The organism is Halovenus aranensis, from assembly GCF_900100385.1.
Lineage (GTDB): Archaea > Halobacteriota > Halobacteria > Halobacteriales > Haloarculaceae > Halovenus > Halovenus aranensis.
Genome location: NZ_FNFC01000007.1, coordinates 35,350 through 51,998 on the forward strand (window position 1 = coordinate 35,350; position 16,649 = coordinate 51,998).

The following is a 16,649-nucleotide window of genomic DNA, read 5'->3' on the forward strand; positions in this document are numbered from 1 at the left end:
CGATGGAGTACACACCACTCACCGAACGCGTCCGGGCGACCCCCTGGCCTGCCGTCGTGTGGCTGCTGGGTGTCTGCCTGCTGGTCGCAATCGAACTCGGCCGTATCGCGTCGGGGCTTCACAACATCGGCGGCGCGGTCGTCACGGCGGCCGGAGCCGGCTACGGCGGCCTCGCGGACGGCCTCGCTTCCGGCGGGACAGGTGGCGTTCTCACGGCTGTTGGCCTCCTCGCCGGGCTCTGGCTGGTCGGGCTGGGGGTCGTGACCGCGACCCGTGCCACGGTCGTCTTGCGGGTCACCGACCGGATTCCGCTGCGGTCACAGCGACTGCTCGACGGTCTGGCCTTCGGGCTCTGTCTCGGCGTCGTCGTCGGGCTCGCAGTCGTGACCGGCGCGGTCGGCGTCGTCCACGCGCTCGGTGACCTGCTCCAGTCGGGCGTCGCCCGACTGGCAGAGCTTCCGACACTGACCGCCCGCGAGACGATTCCGAACCAGGGGTACCAGACGCCAGACGGCACCTGGCACGGCACCTTCTTCGGGCTCTCGCCGGCGCTTGCGTGGGGACTGCGAGTCCTCCTCATCCACCTCTATGTCGCCGCCTGGCTGGGGTGGCTCTGGTCGGGGTACCAGCGGTACCGCCGCCACTACCGCCAGGCCGACTGGACGCCGCGTGACGACGTTGTCAGCCGGCTCCGCTATCACCGCTGGGGGCAGTTCGGGCTGCTCATCGTCGTCCTCTTTCTGACGATGGCGGCGTTTGCCCCTTCCCTCGGGACCGCTCCCGCCAACCAGAACATCTACGCGCCGTTCTCGAACAGCATCACCTACTACGACGCCTCGCTTGGGGAGGTGACCGAGACGCTCGTCGGGAACGCGAACCTCGAAACCCGGTCGCAGGGATACCCCGGAGAGAACGTCAGTCCGATGACCTACGACCGATTCGACCGGTTCCACCCCTTCGGTACGCTCACCAACGGCAAGGACCTCTTTACCTTCCTCGTTCACGGCGCACGCGTCTCCCTACTTATCGGCCTGTTGAGTGTCGGTGCCAGCGCACTGCTCGCGACCGTCTTCGCGCTCATCTCGGCGTACTACCGCGGGGTTGCAGACCTGATACTCGTGGTTACCGGCGACACCATCATGGGCGTTCCCCGGCTGTTGTTGTTGATACTGCTGACGGTCCTGCTGGGTGATACGTGGCTCGGTGGTCTGTACAACGGCGGCGTCTTGCTGGCGCTCGTCCTCGCCGCGACCGGGTGGCCGTTCCTCTGGCGGGCCTTCCGCGGCCCGACGCTCCAGATTGCCGAAGAGGACTGGGTCGACGCCGCCCGGAGTTACGGGCAGTCAGCGACAGGTATCATGCGGTTGCATATGCTACCGTACCTGCTCGGCTATCTGCTCATCTACAGCTCGCTGGTGCTGGGCGGGGTCATCCTGGCGGTCGCCGGGCTCTCCTTCCTCGGGCTCGGTATCACCTCGCCGACCCCCGAATGGGGGCGTGCCGTCGACCTCGGCCGGAAGTTCGTCGCCACCGAGTCCTGGCACATCTCGCTGATTCCGGGGGCCATGGTGACGCTTGTGGTCATGGGGTTCAACGCCGTCGGTGACGCGCTCAGAGACGCCGTCGACCCACAGAGCGACAGCAGCGTCGCCGACGCCAGCGAAACCGAATCCAGAGGTGGTGGGGTATGAGCGAGGAGCCGTTGCTGTCCGTCGAGAACCTGCGGACGACGTTCACGACAGACCAAGAACAGATTCGCGCGGTCGACGGCGTCTCGTTCAGCGTCCCCTCGAGACAGACACTCGGCGTCGTCGGCGAGAGCGGGTCGGGCAAGAGCGTCACCGCCCGGTCGATTCTCGGCCTGGTCGACGCGCCCGGCGAGGTCCACCCTGACAGCGAAATCCGGTACCACGACCCGACGTTCGTCCAGCAAATTGCACGCAAATACCCCGACCAGGTGCAGTGGGACGACGACGGCGACGGCTTCGTCACCGTCGAGGCAGGGTCCGGTGAGGGTGACTCGGTGACCGTCGAGCGCGGGTCGGTCGACCTCGTGGCCGCACCAGATACCGTCGTCCGGTCGGTCCGGGGCAGCGAGATTGCGATGGTGTTCCAGGACGCGCTCAGTAGTCTCAATCCGGTGTACACCGTCGGCAACCAGATACGAGAACTGCTCGGCATCCATCAGGGGGTAACCGGGAGCGAGGCGACCGAGCGAGCCGCGGAGTTGCTCGAAAGCGTCGGCATTCCGGACCCGAAACGCCGGCTGGACGAGTACCCCCACCAGTTCAGCGGCGGGATGCAACAGCGGGCGGTCATCGCGCTGGCGCTGGCCTGTGACCCGTCGGTGTTGCTCTGTGACGAGCCGACGACCGCACTCGACGTGACGATTCAGGCACAGATTCTCGAACTGTTAGAGCGCCTGCAACGCGAGCGCGGGCTCTCTATTGTCTTCATCACCCACGATATGGGTGTCATCGCACAGGTAGCGGACTCGGTGGCAGTCATGTACGCCGGGGAGATAGTCGAGCGGGCGTCGGTCAGTCGGCTGTTCGACGACCCCAAACATCCATACGCCCGCGGGCTGCTCCAGAGCATCCCCGGACTGACCGGCGACGTCGACCGACTGCCGACAATCGACGGCAGCGTCCCGACGCCAAACGAGCCCGCGACGTACTGCCGGTACGCACCGCGGTGTCCGAAGGCGTTCGAGGAGTGTGAGACGATACACCCGGAACACGTCTCGGTCGGCGAGGGCGACCACACGGCGGCCTGTCTGCTTTACCCCGAATCTGCAGGCCTCGCCGAGCGCCTAGACCGACACCACGACACGGAGGAGACCCATGAGTGACAGTACGACAGCCGATGACGCCGGGCGCACAGACGCCAGCAACCCACTCGTCACCGTCGACGGGTTACGGACTTACTACGAGAGCGAGCAACTCGTCGGCGGCAAACCCGTCAAGGCCGTCGACGGCGTCTCCTTCGAGATTGGACGCGGGGAGACCTTCGGCATCGTCGGGGAGAGCGGCTGTGGGAAGACGACGCTTGGCCGGAGTATCCTCCAGCTCGAAGACGTCGATGAGGGGCGTGTGTCCTTCGACGGCACCGACGTGACGACGCTGGGACGGCGGGGACTCAAGGAGTGGCGCCGCGACGCCCAGATGGTCTACCAGAACCCGATGTCGAGCATCAACGAGCGGATGACCGTCGGCGAAATCGTCCGCGAGCCGCTGGAGGTCCACAACTGGGAGACTGCCGCCAGCCGCCGCGAGCGCGTCCAAGAGTTGCTCGACAGGGTCGGCCTCCGGCCGGAACACTACCACCGCTATCCACACCAGTTCTCGGGCGGCCAGCGCCAGCGGGTCGGCATCGCTCGGGCGCTCGCCCTGGAGCCGGAGTTCATCGTCCTCGACGAGCCCGTCAGCGCGCTCGACGTGTCGGTCCAGGCGAAGATTCTCAATCTGCTCTCGGACCTCCAAGAGGAGTTTGGTCTCACGTACATGCTCATCGCCCACGACCTCTCTGTGGTGCGTCACATCTGTGACCGGGTCGGTGTGATGTACCTGGGGAAACTCATGGAGGTCGGGCCGACAGAGCGGCTGTTCACGTCCCCACAGAACCCCTACACGCGGTCGTTGCTGTCGGCGATTCCACAGCCGGACCCGGACGTGGGTGCAGACCGGATTACGCTCCGTGGCACGCCGCCGAACCCGCGGGACCCGCCGGCGGGCTGTGTCTTCTCGACGCGGTGTCCGTTTGCGATTCGCCAGCCCGAGCACGAGGAACTTGGCGACGAGCAGTGGGCCGCAATCGCGCAGTTTCGACGCATGATTCGCGAGCGGGCCAGTTCTACTACTCTCGAACGGGCAAAACAGCGTCTGGGGATGGGCACACAGTTTACCCCGATTCGGGAGGTGGCCGAAGACCTGTTCGGGTCGCTGACCTACCCCGAGGCGGTCGAGGAGACCCTGACGCGTGCGACAGAGCTGGTCGCCGACGGCGACGTGACCGAAGCACGCGACCTCCTCGACGACGAGTTCAGCACCGTCTGTGAACACGAGTCGCCCCAGCAACACGAGGTCGGCAACGGCCGGTCGAGTCGCTGTCACCGCCACAGGGAGGAGTACAGAGAGCCCGGCGACTATCTGCGCGACGCTGGCGACTATCTGCCGGAGTAGCGGACTCTTAACACGCAAAGCGTTTTGCCCGTCGAATCCGGGGTACGACCATGAGCAATACCACAGAGCAGAGCCCGGTGTCTGGCGTGCGCGAGCGCGCGCCACTCCTGCGTGCCTGTGCCGAGCGCTACCGCGAGTCGACGCCGTTCGAGGCGTTGACTATCGGCGTCTCGGCACCGCTGACGCCACACACGGGCCTGTTTCTGGACGTGCTGGCGGCCGGCGGCGCAGAGGTTCTCGTCACCGGCGAGTTCGGGAGCGCACACGCCGACGTGCTCGCATGGCTCGACGACCACGAGGGGATTACGCCGCTGTCGACGGTCGGCATGTCGGAAACAGAGCTGGCCGACGCCCGCCGGGAACTCCTCGCGGCTGAGCCCGACCTGCTCGCCGACGACGGAGCCTATCTGCTGAGTCTCGCTCACGACGAGTTCCCCGAGGCGGCCGCAAACGTCCGGGGTGCCTGTGAGCAGACGACCGGCGGCATCACCCGCCTGCAGGCGATGGACGAACAGGGCGTCCTCTCGTTTCCGGTGTACGACGTCAACGGCGCCCCGATGAAACAGCACTTCGACAACGTCCACGGGACCGCAGAGAGTTCGCTGTCGGCGCTGACCTCGCTGACAGATATGCTGGTGGCGGGCTCGGTGGCGGTCGTCGGCGGCTACGGACAGTGTGGCCGCGGGCTCGCCCGCAAGCTCCGGGCCCTCGGTGCGCGGACCATCGTGACCGAAGCCGACCCCCGGAAAGCGCTCGAAGCCGTCGCCGACGGCCACGAAGTCCGGCCGATGCGCGAGGCGGTGCCGGACGCAGACCTCGTGGTGACGGCGACCGGTCGCTTCGGCATCCTCCGGCGTGAACACATCGAGGCGCTGGCGGACGGGGCAGTGGTCGCGTCTATCGGCAGCATAATCGAAATCGATACCGAGGCCTTCGGCGAGATGGCGAGCGACGTGACCCGGCCGGAGCCGGGCGTGGCCCGGTACCAGTTCCCCGACGGCAGGACTGTGACGTTGCTCACCGACGGGCAGGTGGTGAATCTGGCTGCCCCGAACGGTGAGGGGAATCCGACGCCGGTGATGGACACCACGTTCGCGCTGATGAGCCGCGGGCTGGCGGCGTTTGCCGAGGGTGCTGACCTCTCGCCGGGACTACACCCGCTGCCGGAGGCTATCGACCGCGCGGTTGCCCGCGAGAAACTGGACGCTATCGGCGTCGATATCGACGAGATACCCGACGAACAGCGCGCGTACCGCGAACAGTGGGCCGCCCACGAGGGCAGCGACAGTCCGAGCGAGAAAGAGCCGCGTTAACGGTTGAGCGAGACGTTGTTGAGCGCAGGCCGGCGCTGTGGGCCGTGCATCTCGAAGCCTTCGACCCAGTCGTACCAGTACATGTCCTCGATTGGATGCCACAGCGGCAGCATCGTCATATCCTCCCAGTTCGCCCGCTCGATGTCGAGATAGGCCTCGTTGCGGGCCTCCTGGTCTGCCTCGGAGGGCGTCTGGTGTTGTTCGTAGCTGTCCCAGGCGTCGGTCGCTTGCTGGGCCGCATCCGACAGCTGTTCGTACTCGAAGTCCGCCTCGGCACCCCACTGTGACCAGGCGTACTGGTTCGGGTACGCAAAGCGCAACATCGCGTCGGCTTCGAGCCAGTTCAGCGCGTTCCAGACGAAGTATATCGTGATATCGCCCTCGAAGGCCCGGTTGGTCAGCGTCGAGGACGGCGCCTCCTCGATGCTGATGTCGATGTGTGCCGCCTGGGCCTGGTCCTGAAGGAGGTCGGCAATGGCGGTCCACTCGGATGCCTGCCTGTCCGATGGGTGCTGGATGGTCGTCTCGTACATGTTGTCCTCGCTGTAGCCGGCGTCTTCCATGACCTGCCGGGCGGACTCGATGTCGGACTGGGCGTAGCCGTAGGGGTAGTCGCTCTCGGCGAGTTGCTGGTACTCCTGGGGCCCGCCGGGGAAGCCACTCGGCGGCGTCAGCAGATAGGCCGGCGTTCCCTGCCCACGGAGAGCGGTCTGGGTAATCGTCTCCTGGTTGACCAGATACGCAATCGCTTTCCGGGCCGGCTTTTCGACCCGCTGGGTGTTGAATATCGCGTACTGGGTTCGTGGGAGACTCGTCTCGCCGTAGTTGAGGGTCTCGTCGTTTGCGACGGGCCCGTAGGTCCCCTGGCGGCGGTCGCCGCCGAGGTTCTCCTCGACGCTGAGCAGGTTAGGGTCGAACTGCGACTGAGGCAGGTCGAAGATATCGATGTTTTGCTCGTTGACCGCAGTCGTGAACACGGCGTTCGAGTCGCCGAGAATCTGGAGTCTGACGCCGTCGACGTCGGCGACCGAGCCGTGATAGTCGTCGAAGCGTTCGAGGATGATTTCGCTCCCACGGTTCCAGCTATCCAACTGGAACGGTCCGGTGCCGTGGAGATGCTGCGTGACCCACTCGTCGTACTCGTATTCGCCGTCGTAGCCCTCGATGTCGCCGACGACGCCCTCGGGGATGACCGAGAGCCGCGGGTCGGCGAGGTTGCCGAGCGTGCCGTGGAACGGCGTTTCGAGCGTCATCTCGACGACGTATTCCTCGACCGCTTCCAGCGCCAGCGAGTCCGGAACGGTCTCGTCGTCGTCGTCGACCTCGTGTTCGACCGACATCGGGCCCCTGACGATGCGGTCGGACTGGCCGCGGTTGTTCTCGGATTCGGCGAGACGCCGCCAGGAGTACACCACGTCCTCGGCGGTCAGTTCCTCGCCGTTGTGGAAGGTCACACCCTCCTGGAGCTCGAACTGGTAGGTCAGGTAGTCGTCAGAGACCGTGTAATCCTGTGCGAGCGAGCCGGTAACCGGCGGCGTGCCGGCTTCGTATGTGAACAGCTGCTCGTGGACCTGCCAGTTCGTCCACGCGTTTATCGGCCCGGAGATGCCAATTGGGTCGGTCGTCTCCTGTGGAATCTGGACCAGTTGGACCTGTCCACCGGTCGAGCCGCCGTCGGAGCCGCCGTCACTGCCGGTGTCGCCGTCGGTCCCGTCGGTGCTGTCGCCGTCGGTGTTCTCTTCGACTGGGTCGTCGTCGCCACCGCTACACCCGGCGAGTGCAGCCGTCGCTACGGACCCTACCCCGGTGAGAAACGTCCGTCGGTCGATGTCTGGTGACATGCGAGATGTTAATGGCCCACCGTAATATAATACTTCTCATTAATCCACCGACACAGGACGTGTGACTGTATCACATGGCATCAGCTGCGCGTCTCGGTCGGGAAGACAGGGCGGAACAGCACGGTTTAGTGGCCCCCAGTCGAACGGCCAGTGATGACGTTTCACGAACGCGACTACATGGAGGGAACGCTCGGAACCCAGGCGGTCGACTGGGAGCAGCGCATCGATACCCAGCGCCTGCGCGAGGAGCGCAAACAGCGCGCGCTCGACCGCTTGCAGGACAGCGACCTGGGTGCACTCCTCCTGGTTTCGGACCCGAACATCCGGTACGTGACCGGGCTGGCGATGACCGGCGGCAGCGGGGCCGACCACTACACGCTGTTGACCGAAGACGGCGATATCGTCCACTGGGACACCGCGGACCACGCCTCGAACCAGCGAAAGAACTGCCCGTGGCTAGACGACATCCGGTATGCCTGTCCCGGCCTGGGGAACGTGCCTCGGGCGTCCGGTCGCGACTCGGCCCGGCAGTTCCTCCTCTCGAAGATGGCCGAACTGGTCGCCGGTGCGATGGAGGAGTACGGCGTCGGAAACGAGCGCCTCGGACTGGACATCGGTAATCAGGGTCTTGTGAACGCGCTCGAAGACGCCGGTGTCGAAGTCGACACCGGGACCGCACAGGACGTAATGCTCGACGCCCGCAAGACCAAAACCGAAGACGAAATCGAGTGTCTCCGGATGGTTGCGGCCATCTGTGAGGCTGGGTTCCAGCGCATCACCGAGACGGCCAAGCCGGGCATGAAAGAGAACGAAATCTGGGGCGAGGCCGCACAGGAGCTGTGGCGTCACGGCGCGTTCGTCGGCGGCGGCTACCTCACGAGCGGCCCGAACACCTGGCCGAAACACCAAGCCAACACCACCGACCGGATGCTCCGACCGGGTGACCTGGTGTACGCCGACTTCTACAACATCGGCTATCTTGGCTATCGCTCCTGTTACTATCGGACGTTCTCGATGGGCGAGCCGACTCAGGAACAAAAAGACGCCTACGAAATCGCCCGCGACAACCTCTACGACGTGCTCGAACGCATCGAGCCCGGCGCGACCACCGACGAAATCGCAAAAGGGTTCCCCGACATGGCGGGCGAACACGCTGACTACTACGGGGCCGAGGAACCCTGGCAGATGACCACCAACCACTGGGCACACGGGCTGGGTCTCCAGCTCTATGAGACGCCGCTCATCTGGCGTGGCCTCTCACCGGAGCATCCCATCGAAATCGAGGAGGGGATGACGATGGCCGTCGAGACCCAAGAGCCCGCAGGTCGCCAGGGTGTCCGCGTCGAGGAGATGGTCGTCGTCCGCGAAAACGGCGTCGAACTCCTCAGTCAGTGGCCGGTCGAAGAGATTACGCGCATCGAGTGACGGCCGGGGCTGAGACAGAAAGACGTGTTTTTCCTCATACGCTAATTATCGCCGTGACGCCGCCACCCGTCACCCTCAATAGCGAAAGATAGCTGTTTACCGCGGCATATACTTTTTAGCTCCGCGACAAAAGTACCGATAATGGTCTCCCTGGCTACGGTGCTCTTTGGCGGCGGTATCTTCGTAAGTCTCGTGCTGTGTCTGCTCGGTCTCTACAGCTACCGCCGCTGGGACGAGCCCGGTGTGCTGTCGTTTGCAGTGTTTACAGTCCTACTCGGACTCAGCGGCCTCGCCGGTGGGATTGGACAGTCTGTTCTCGGAGCGGGGGCACAAGACCAAGCCTTCTGGGCAGTGTCTGGACTGCTCGGTGTTGCACTGTGGTGTCTCCCCTGGGGGTTGTTTGGGCTGCAGTACTCCGGCCGATACACCCGTCTGAGCCGCCGAAATATCGCTTTTCTTCTGGTCCCGTACGTGCTGGTCATCGGCGGGCTGACATTCCAGTTGCTGGCACCCGCCGGCGGCTCCGTCCTCGCGTTGATCGTCGGGGGCGTCGTCGCGGTATACATGTTCGGTCTCCTGGCCCTGGGTGTCGGTATCGTGCTCAAGACAACCGCCGAGTACAGCCACCTGTCACTGCGGGCGGGCGTGAGCCTCAGTGCTGCCCCGCTCGCCGTCGTCATCGGCCTTAACGCGGCGAATGCGCTCTCGACCCGGGCGACAATTGCCGAGGCATATCTGGTCACGTTCGCGATTCCAACCCTCGCACTCGGTCTCGCTCTGTTCCGGTACGACACCTTCGAGTCGACGCCCGCGGTCGGAACAATCGGCGAGCGCGAAATCGCCCGCGAAATCGACGACCTCGTGTTCGTCGTCGACAACCACGACCGCCTCATCAAACTCAACGAGGCCGCAATCGAGACACTTGGCCTCTCCCGTGAGACGACTCACGGCAAACCGCTCTCGACGGTTCTCGACGACGACATCGAGCGGTTCCAGGACCGAGAGACTGTCACACTCGAAACGGCCGACGGCTCGCGTCGGTACGACGCCCAGGTCTCGACGGTGACCGACCAGCACGGCCGCGAACTCGGCTCGCTCGTGAGTCTCCACGACGTGACCGAGCACGACCTCCGCGAGCAACGCCTCGCGGTCCTCAACCGCGTCCTGCGCCACAACCTCCGGAACAAAGTCGAGGTCGTAAAAAGCCATGCGGAGGTCCTGGGCCAGCACCACGAGAACGGCCACGCCGAGACCATCGTCGACACCGCCGACGACATCGCCGACCTCGGGCAGAGCGCCCGGACTATCGACCAGTTTGTCTCCTGCTCACAGGCCAGTTCGATGGTCGACGTGGTCGAGGCAGTCAGGACGACCGTCAACGAGACAGCCACCGACGGCGTCACCGTCTCGTTCGACCTCCCCGAGCGTGCGACCGTCGAGACGAACAGCGAGGCGTTACACGGCGCACTCGACAGCGCCGTCGAAAACGCCGTCACCTATGCCGAGAGTGGCATCGAGATTACCGTCTCCGAGGGAGAGACCAGCTACGAGGTCACCATCGCCGACGACGGGCCGGGCATCCCGGAGGCAGAACTCGCCTCGCTGGACGACGGGACCGAGACGGCGCTCGAACACGGCACCGGTCTTGGGCTGTGGCAACTCAAGTGGGCCGTGACCACGATGGGTGGCGAACTCGACTTCGAGACGGACGACGGGACAACTGTCAGGTTCACCGTCCCTCACGGGTACCGCCAGCCAACAGACCAGGTCTGAATATACTGCAAATAGAGTTTCACTAGTGAAAATTAAACAGTGTTATGTAGAGTGACCCGCTACCGCGGCGTATGCAGTCCCAACAGCCGGTCGCGGAGACGGCGACCCTGCAGGAGTCGTACACCGAGATGAGCGAGATACTGATGCCCAACGACACGAATAACCTCGGGCGAGCCCTCGGTGGGTCGGTGCTGCACTGGATGGACATCTGTGGCGCAATCGCCTCGCGGCGGTTCAGCCAGCGACAGGTCGTCACGGCGTCGATGGACCACGTCGACTTCATCCAGCCAATCGAACTCGGCGACGTTGTCACGGTGACGGGATACGTCTTCGACACCGGCGAGACAAGTATCAACGTGAAAGTCGACGTGCAAGTCGAGCGCCCGAGCGACGGGCTGACCGAAGACGCCGCCGCCTCGTTTTTCAGCTTCGTCGCGCTCGATGCCGACGAGCGACCGACGAGCGTCCCGTGCCTCGCGTGTCCCACCGAGGCCCAGGAGGAGCTCAGAGACGCAGCCCTGTCACAGCGCCGCGAGCGTCGAAACGTGGTCGCGGCCACAGAGGAGTGAGGTTTCGAGGTGTACGGAGCGTTTCGGAGAGAGTTACACGCACTCTCTATCTACGTCTTCATATGAGCTGTACGGTGAATTCGACACAGTAGCACACGCGCCGCTCCTCGAAATATTACATGAATTATCGAGACAAATACCATAGAAGACAACGGACTTATGTCGGGATTTCCAATCGTGGCGCCAAGCTGCAATGAATACGTCCTCAGGGTCGGATACTGTCCAGAAGACGTTTCTCAAGTATCAGCACGTGTTTGTATTCCTCGCCCCGCTGTTGTTCGTGGTGGGTGTATACTTCGGAGCCCCGACAGAGGGCTCGGGAACGAGCTACTGGCTCGAGTACTGGTGGATGTTTATCCCCTTCATCACCGGCGCCACCATCGTCAATACGGTCGGCATCAGCGGCTCCGCGCTGTTCGTCCCCTTCCTCATATTCATCTTCCCGATTATCGCGGGCGAGACACTGACGCCCGAGACTCTCGTGAAGGTCGGACTCATCAGCGAGTCCTTCGGTCTCTCCAGTTCCGCGCTCGCGTTCATCCAGTACGGCCTAGTTGACCGACGCCTCGCGCTCACGCTGGTTGCGGGTGGTGTGCCCTTCGTCGTCGCTGGCGCACTGCTCTCCTTTGTCATCCCCGCACCGGTGTTTCATCTGCTGCTCGGACTGGCGTTGCTGACCGCCTCGTATCTCTTGTTCAAGGCCGACCTGGGCCACGAAGAGCCCAGCCGGAGCGACGAACCCGAAGAGAGAGCCGAAGTTTCGGCCGATGGGGGTTCGATGCCGAACGACGCCGAAAAACTCGGCCCGGCCGGCGTCGAGACGGCCGACGACGGCACCGTCACGCGGGTCGACCGCGACGGCAACGACTACAACTACTCCCGCGAGGGGTATCTCGAACGCTTTGCCAACTACAGCGTCGGCGGCATATTTCAGGGGCTCGCTGGCTTCGGTATCGGTGAACTGGGTATCATCTCGATGCTTCGGACCAAGGTCCCCGTACGGGTCGCTATCGGCACCAACCACATCGTCGTCGCGCTGACTGCGGTGTTGGCGTCGTTAGTCCACGTATTCGGTGGCCAGTACGTCCCCGGCGGCCACAGCATCAGCCTCGCCTCAACCCCCTGGAATATGGTCGTCTGGACGGTTCCAGCGACGGTCACCGGCGGTCAGATTGCGCCGTACGTCTCGGCGGCACTGGACACGAGCCTCATCAAGAAGGGCGTCGGCGTCCTCTTTGCGATTATCGCCGTCGCGCTGTTCGTGATGGCAGCCGGTGGTTTCTAAGTTGACGGGGGCTGTTCACGCAACTATGTACGACGATATTCTTCTCCCGACCGACGGAAGCGACAGTATCGCAGCGGCCGCAAAACACGCCAAAACCCTCGCCGACCGCTCTGACGCGACGCTTCACGTGCTCTCGGTTGTCGACACGCGCAACCGCTTCGAGAGCCCGACCGGCGGCCTCTCGGTGGAGGCGTGGACCGACGCCGAACACGACCGGGCTGAAAGCGCCATCGAGACCACGGTCGAGTTGGTGGGCGACGAGGTCCCAGTCGAGACGGCTATCGTCGAGGGTGTCCCCAAGACGGCGATTCTCGACTACGTCGAAGACGAGGGGATGGATATGGTGGTAATGGGCACCCACGGCCGGACCGGGCTGGACCACTATCTCATCGGTAGCGTCGCCGAGAAAGTCGTCCGTCGGTCGCCGGTGCCAGTCGTTACGGTCCGCCTGAGCGACTAGTCCGGGGAGACATCTGCGACCGGCCCCGTGAGAGTGGTCTCGTCGTCTCAACGGTGGTGGCGCGGACAGCGTGTGGGCGTCTGCACGGCCGTCACGACGCGTTGACCGATGTCTGTGAGTCGGTATGTGGCGACGCCACCAACCCTTAACCCCCATGCCCACGACGTGCGTGTATGCAACTCGGCACTGGTCTGTTCACCGCCCAGCAGCGACCAGACGACGACCGCGCGGCGACCGACCTCTACGACGAGATACTCGACGTGACCCGGGAAATCGAGGCCGCGGGCCTCGATAGCGCCTGGGTGTCCGAACACCACTTCGCCGAGGACGGCTATCTCTCGGCGACGATGCCGACGCTGTCGGCGATGGCCGCCGAAACCGGCGACATCGAACTCGGCCCCTGTATCGCACTCGGCCCGCTGTATGACCCGGTTCGGCTCGCCGAGGACGCCGCGACGGTCGACCTCATCGCCGACGGACGGCTCACGCTCGGGCTCTCTATCGGTTCGAACCCCCGAGAGTTCGACGTATTCGGCGTCCCCCGCGAGGAGCGTGCCGACCGACTGGCAGACCTCGTCCCGTTCCTCCGGGCTGGCTGGAGCGACGGGCCGCTCGATTACGAGTCGACGTTTCACGACGTGTCACCCGAGGTGTCGATAACGCCGAAACCAGCACGAGAGATTCCGCTGATGCTCGGCGGTGCCGCGAAGCCAGCCGTCCGCCGGGCGGCACGACAGGCAGAGGCGTGGTGTGCCCCCTCGGCGCTGTCGGTCGGAGCGGTCAAAAAGCGCGTCGAGGATATCAGGACCGTCCGAGACGAGGAGGGAATCGACGGCGACTTCCAGACCTACGTCATCCAGCACGGCTGGGTCGGCGACTCCCGCGAGGACGCCTGGGAGACGATGAAAGACGGCTACTTCTACATTCAGCGGCGCTACGAGGAGATTTTCTCCGGCGAGGCTGTCGACGAACTCGACGCCGAGCGCAAGGAGGAACTCAAAGAACAGGCCATCTTCGGCACGCCCGAGCAGGTGACCGACGAGCTCGAAACCTACAGCGAGGCGCTTGGCGACGACATCCACTTCATCTTCCGCACCTACCACCCCGGCGTCGGTACCGACGAGATGGTCGACTGCATCCACCGTCTCGGCGACGAGGTCGCGCCCGAGCTGTAGGCCGGGTTACCGGACGTTAGTTAGGTATGCCAGGCTCTCTTCGGCGGCGCGGTCGGGTTCCTCGGGGTACGTGTACAGCTCCAGGGTGGCGTAGCCGTCGTATCCGGCCCGGTCGAGCGCGGCGAAGATAGCCTCGAAGTCGAGGTCACCCTCGCCGGGAATCCGGTGGTAGTGTTTCCCCCGGCGGCCCCCGACGATGTCTTCGAGGTGGACTCCGGTGATGTAGTCGACGCTCTGTGTGATTGTCTCCGCGAGGTCCTCGCCGTAGACCGCCGCGTGTCCGATATCGAGGTTGACGCCGAGTCCGTCCCGACCCATCTCGTCGATGAGGTCGAGTACTTCCGCGGTACACTCGATTAATAGCTCGGGTTCGAACTCGATACCCACGTCGATGCCCCGTGGCTCGGCGTAGTCGAGAATCTCGTGGAGCGACCGCCTCAGGTACTCGCGGGCCTGTTCGGGCGGGTTGCCCGCGAGGGGTTGGCCGGAGGTGACGCTGACCGCCGGAGCGTCGACCCGCTGTGCGAGGTCGATAGCGTCTTTAGTGTACTCGATACGCCAGCGGCGGTCGTCGTCGGCCGCCGTACACAGGCTGGGCTCGAAAAACGCCGAGGGCGGGGCGTCGTCGTAGTAGCCGACCGCGGTGTTTGCGTTGACGTTCGCCACGTCGAGGCCGGCGGCGTCGAGTCGGCGTTCGAGGCGCGCTCTGTCGTCGTCACCGAACCCGGGCAAGAACGCGTGGGGTTCGTCGGCAAGTATCTCGACGCCGTCGTAGCCGATATCGGCGATGCGGTCAATGGCCTGAGGGAGCGTAAACTCGGTGTAGGCGTTCGTCGAGAAGGCGAGTTCGACCATATCGGCGGTTCGTCGCCAGCGACAAACCAGTTTCTTCTGGGTCAGGACACGTCGAAGACTCGAGAGAGACCGACCGCAGGGACGAGTAGACCCACGGTGGCGAGCCCCCAGGCCGGGCCGACCGTCGACGCGAACGCGCCGTCGAGCACCACCTGCGCGAGCACGCAGGTCCCGACAGCCGGTCCGACCGTCTCCGGTCTGGGAGTGAGGTAGGCCCGTCGGAGCGCCTGCCCGGTCCAGGCGAGAAAACAAGCCACCAGCACGAAGGTCAGCGCCGTGGCAGCCAGTCCTGGCGAGCGGACACCGAGACGAACCACGACCGCCAGCCCAGCCAGAGCGACGGCGCCGATGGCGAGGGCGACAGCGCCGCGGTTGTCCCCGACCGTCTCGCCGGCCGCCATGAACGTGACCGCGGCGATGTAGACGAACACGACCGCCGGCACTACCAGAACAATAGGTGACAAATCGAGTAGCGCACCGCCCAGTGAGACGCCGAGGAGGACATTCAGCCCCCGGGCACCGCCCATGAACACCACGCCGACCGGTCGGTGTTTGAACACGCCGTCATAAAGGAGGATACAGGCTGTGAGGGCAGCGGCGACGCCACCAGACTGTGGCTTGGTGGCCGCCGCAACGGCGACGCCACAGACCAGAAAAGAGAGGCCAACGGCGAGAGCAGCGGTCCGGGACACCTCACCCGACGGAATCGGGCGCTCCGGTCGCTCGCGTGCGTCCTCGGCGGCGTCGACGTAGTCGTTCAGCGTCGTTCCGCCGGCATAGAGCAAGACCGAGGCGACACAGAGACCGGCGAGCGGTGCGAGGCGGATGTCGGCGACGGGCGCGACGAGTGCCGCGCCGAGTAGCACGTCCGGCGGTGCGGTCGCGAGGTTGGGCACGCGGAGGAGCGTCGCATACGCGCGAAGCGTCCCCGCGGAGCCACTCATGTCCAGCCGTGGTCGGTGAGATAGGCCATCGCGTCGCGGGCAGTCTCGGCGGCCGTCTCCTCGTAGGGATAGAGTTCGACGGTAACGTAACCGTCGTAGCCGTCGGCCGCAATCGCGTCGAGCACGCCCTCGATGTCCATGCCGCCGTCGCCGAGCTGGGTGTGTTCGTGTTCCCTGCTCGCCGGAATGTCTTCGAGGTGGTAGTGGGTGGTGTACGACGAGAGTTTCTCGACGAGGTCTGCGGGCTGTTCGCCGACACAGAAGAAGTGGCCGGCGTCGAAGTTACATTTCAGGCGCGGCGAGTCGATGCGGTCGGCCAGTTCGAGGAACTGGTCGGAGGTCTCTATCAGCAGGTCCGGCTCGGGTTCGACCATCACGTCGACGCCGACCTTCTCTGCGACATCGAGCACCTCACGGAGGCCAGCCTCGAAGGTGTCCATCGCCCACGCTCGCGAGCGGCCGTCCGGAACCGGGCCGCCCGGTTCGATGGAGATATGCTCGACGCCGAGGGCGTCGGCGGTCTCCAGCGCGCTGACGGTGTAGTCGATGCGGCGCTGTCGGTAGGAGGTGTCTTCCTCGAGAAAGGACGGATGGTGGAAGTCCTCGATTGCGGTGAGCATGAACGCGTTGCCGTTGCTGACCGCCAGCCCGGCGTCGTCGAGGGCCTCGCGGACGCCCTCGACCTCGTCTGTGGTGGCTTCGGGCGGATACAGGTGAGGCGTATCGAGAAGCACCTCGACACCGTCGTAGCCGATATCGCCCAGTATCTCGATTGCCTCGCCGAGGTCGTACTGGCGGAAGGCGTTGGTAGAGAACGCGAAATCCATG

Annotated in this window: 14 protein-coding genes; 10 read left to right on the forward strand and 4 right to left on the reverse strand. The window is 64.7% G+C overall.

The window, feature by feature from the left end:
* The first annotated feature begins 2 nt into the window (after positions 1-2).
* From BLR34_RS08285 to BLR34_RS08300, 4 genes are read left to right on the forward strand one after another with little or no spacing between them, the layout of a single operon-like run.
* Entirely contained in the window at positions 3-1,691 is a 1,689-nt protein-coding gene (locus BLR34_RS08285) for an ABC transporter permease (protein WP_092701898.1), read from the forward strand.
* Positions 1,688-2,851 carry an ABC transporter ATP-binding protein gene (locus BLR34_RS08290; protein WP_092701901.1) on the forward strand — a complete coding sequence of 388 codons (1,164 nt, stop codon included), beginning with the start codon at positions 1,688-1,690 and terminating at the stop codon, positions 2,849-2,851. Before BLR34_RS08285 ends, BLR34_RS08290 begins: the two co-directional genes overlap by 4 nt.
* Entirely contained in the window at positions 2,844-4,181 is a 1,338-nt protein-coding gene (locus BLR34_RS08295) for an ABC transporter ATP-binding protein (RefSeq protein WP_092701903.1), read from the forward strand. Before BLR34_RS08290 ends, BLR34_RS08295 begins: the two co-directional genes overlap by 8 nt.
* A 50-nt stretch (positions 4,182-4,231) precedes the next feature.
* Positions 4,232-5,494 carry an adenosylhomocysteinase gene (locus BLR34_RS08300; protein ID WP_092701905.1) on the forward strand — a complete coding sequence of 421 codons (1,263 nt, stop codon included), beginning with the start codon at positions 4,232-4,234 and terminating at the stop codon, positions 5,492-5,494.
* Here the strand turns inward: BLR34_RS08300 and BLR34_RS08305 are convergent.
* Positions 5,491-7,335 carry an ABC transporter substrate-binding protein gene (locus BLR34_RS08305; protein WP_092701907.1) on the reverse strand — a complete coding sequence of 615 codons (1,845 nt, stop codon included), beginning with the start codon at positions 7,333-7,335 and terminating at the stop codon, positions 5,491-5,493. The genes BLR34_RS08300 and BLR34_RS08305 overlap by 4 nt on opposite strands.
* A gap of 153 nt (positions 7,336-7,488) precedes the next feature.
* Here BLR34_RS08305 and BLR34_RS08310 point away from each other — a divergent pair, with 153 nt between their 5' ends.
* From BLR34_RS08310 to BLR34_RS08335, 6 genes are all read left to right on the forward strand, one after another.
* On the forward strand, positions 7,489-8,760 hold the full coding sequence (locus BLR34_RS08310) for a M24 family metallopeptidase (protein ID WP_092701909.1): 1,272 nt from the start codon (positions 7,489-7,491) through the stop codon (positions 8,758-8,760).
* A 141-nt stretch (positions 8,761-8,901) separates the two neighbouring features.
* Positions 8,902-10,533, forward strand: coding sequence for an ATP-binding protein (locus BLR34_RS08315; RefSeq protein ID WP_092701911.1), 1,632 nt, complete (start codon positions 8,902-8,904; stop codon positions 10,531-10,533).
* Positions 10,534-10,604: 71 nt separating this feature from the next.
* On the forward strand, positions 10,605-11,102 hold the full coding sequence (locus BLR34_RS08320) for an acyl-CoA thioesterase (protein WP_092701913.1): 498 nt from the start codon (positions 10,605-10,607) through the stop codon (positions 11,100-11,102).
* A 193-nt stretch (positions 11,103-11,295) separates the two neighbouring features.
* Positions 11,296-12,387 carry a sulfite exporter TauE/SafE family protein gene (locus BLR34_RS08325; RefSeq protein WP_092701915.1) on the forward strand — a complete coding sequence of 364 codons (1,092 nt, stop codon included), beginning with the start codon at positions 11,296-11,298 and terminating at the stop codon, positions 12,385-12,387.
* Positions 12,388-12,412: 25 nt separating this feature from the next.
* Positions 12,413-12,847: a universal stress protein gene (locus tag BLR34_RS08330; protein WP_092701917.1), complete on the forward strand. Its 435-nt coding sequence runs from the start codon at positions 12,413-12,415 to the stop codon at positions 12,845-12,847.
* A 173-nt stretch (positions 12,848-13,020) separates the two neighbouring features.
* Complete coding sequence (locus BLR34_RS08335; protein ID WP_092701919.1) at positions 13,021-14,022, forward strand: LLM class flavin-dependent oxidoreductase; 1,002 nt, start codon at positions 13,021-13,023, stop codon at positions 14,020-14,022.
* A gap of 6 nt (positions 14,023-14,028) precedes the next feature.
* Here BLR34_RS08335 and BLR34_RS08340 read toward each other — a convergent pair whose 3' ends face one another.
* Genes BLR34_RS08340 through BLR34_RS08350 form a run of 3 tightly spaced genes read right to left on the reverse strand, consistent with a single transcriptional unit; the run spans position 14,029 to position 16,648 of the window.
* Positions 14,029-14,877 carry a sugar phosphate isomerase/epimerase family protein gene (locus BLR34_RS08340; protein WP_092701921.1) on the reverse strand — a complete coding sequence of 283 codons (849 nt, stop codon included), beginning with the start codon at positions 14,875-14,877 and terminating at the stop codon, positions 14,029-14,031.
* 41 nt (positions 14,878-14,918) lie between these two features.
* Positions 14,919-15,821, reverse strand: coding sequence for a UbiA family prenyltransferase (locus tag BLR34_RS08345; RefSeq protein WP_092701923.1), 903 nt, complete (start codon positions 15,819-15,821; stop codon positions 14,919-14,921).
* On the reverse strand, positions 15,818-16,648 hold the full coding sequence (locus tag BLR34_RS08350; protein WP_092701925.1) for a sugar phosphate isomerase/epimerase family protein: 831 nt from the start codon (positions 16,646-16,648) through the stop codon (positions 15,818-15,820). The genes BLR34_RS08345 and BLR34_RS08350 overlap by 4 nt, the downstream gene beginning before the upstream one ends.
* Between the last annotated feature and the right edge of the window lies 1 nt (position 16,649).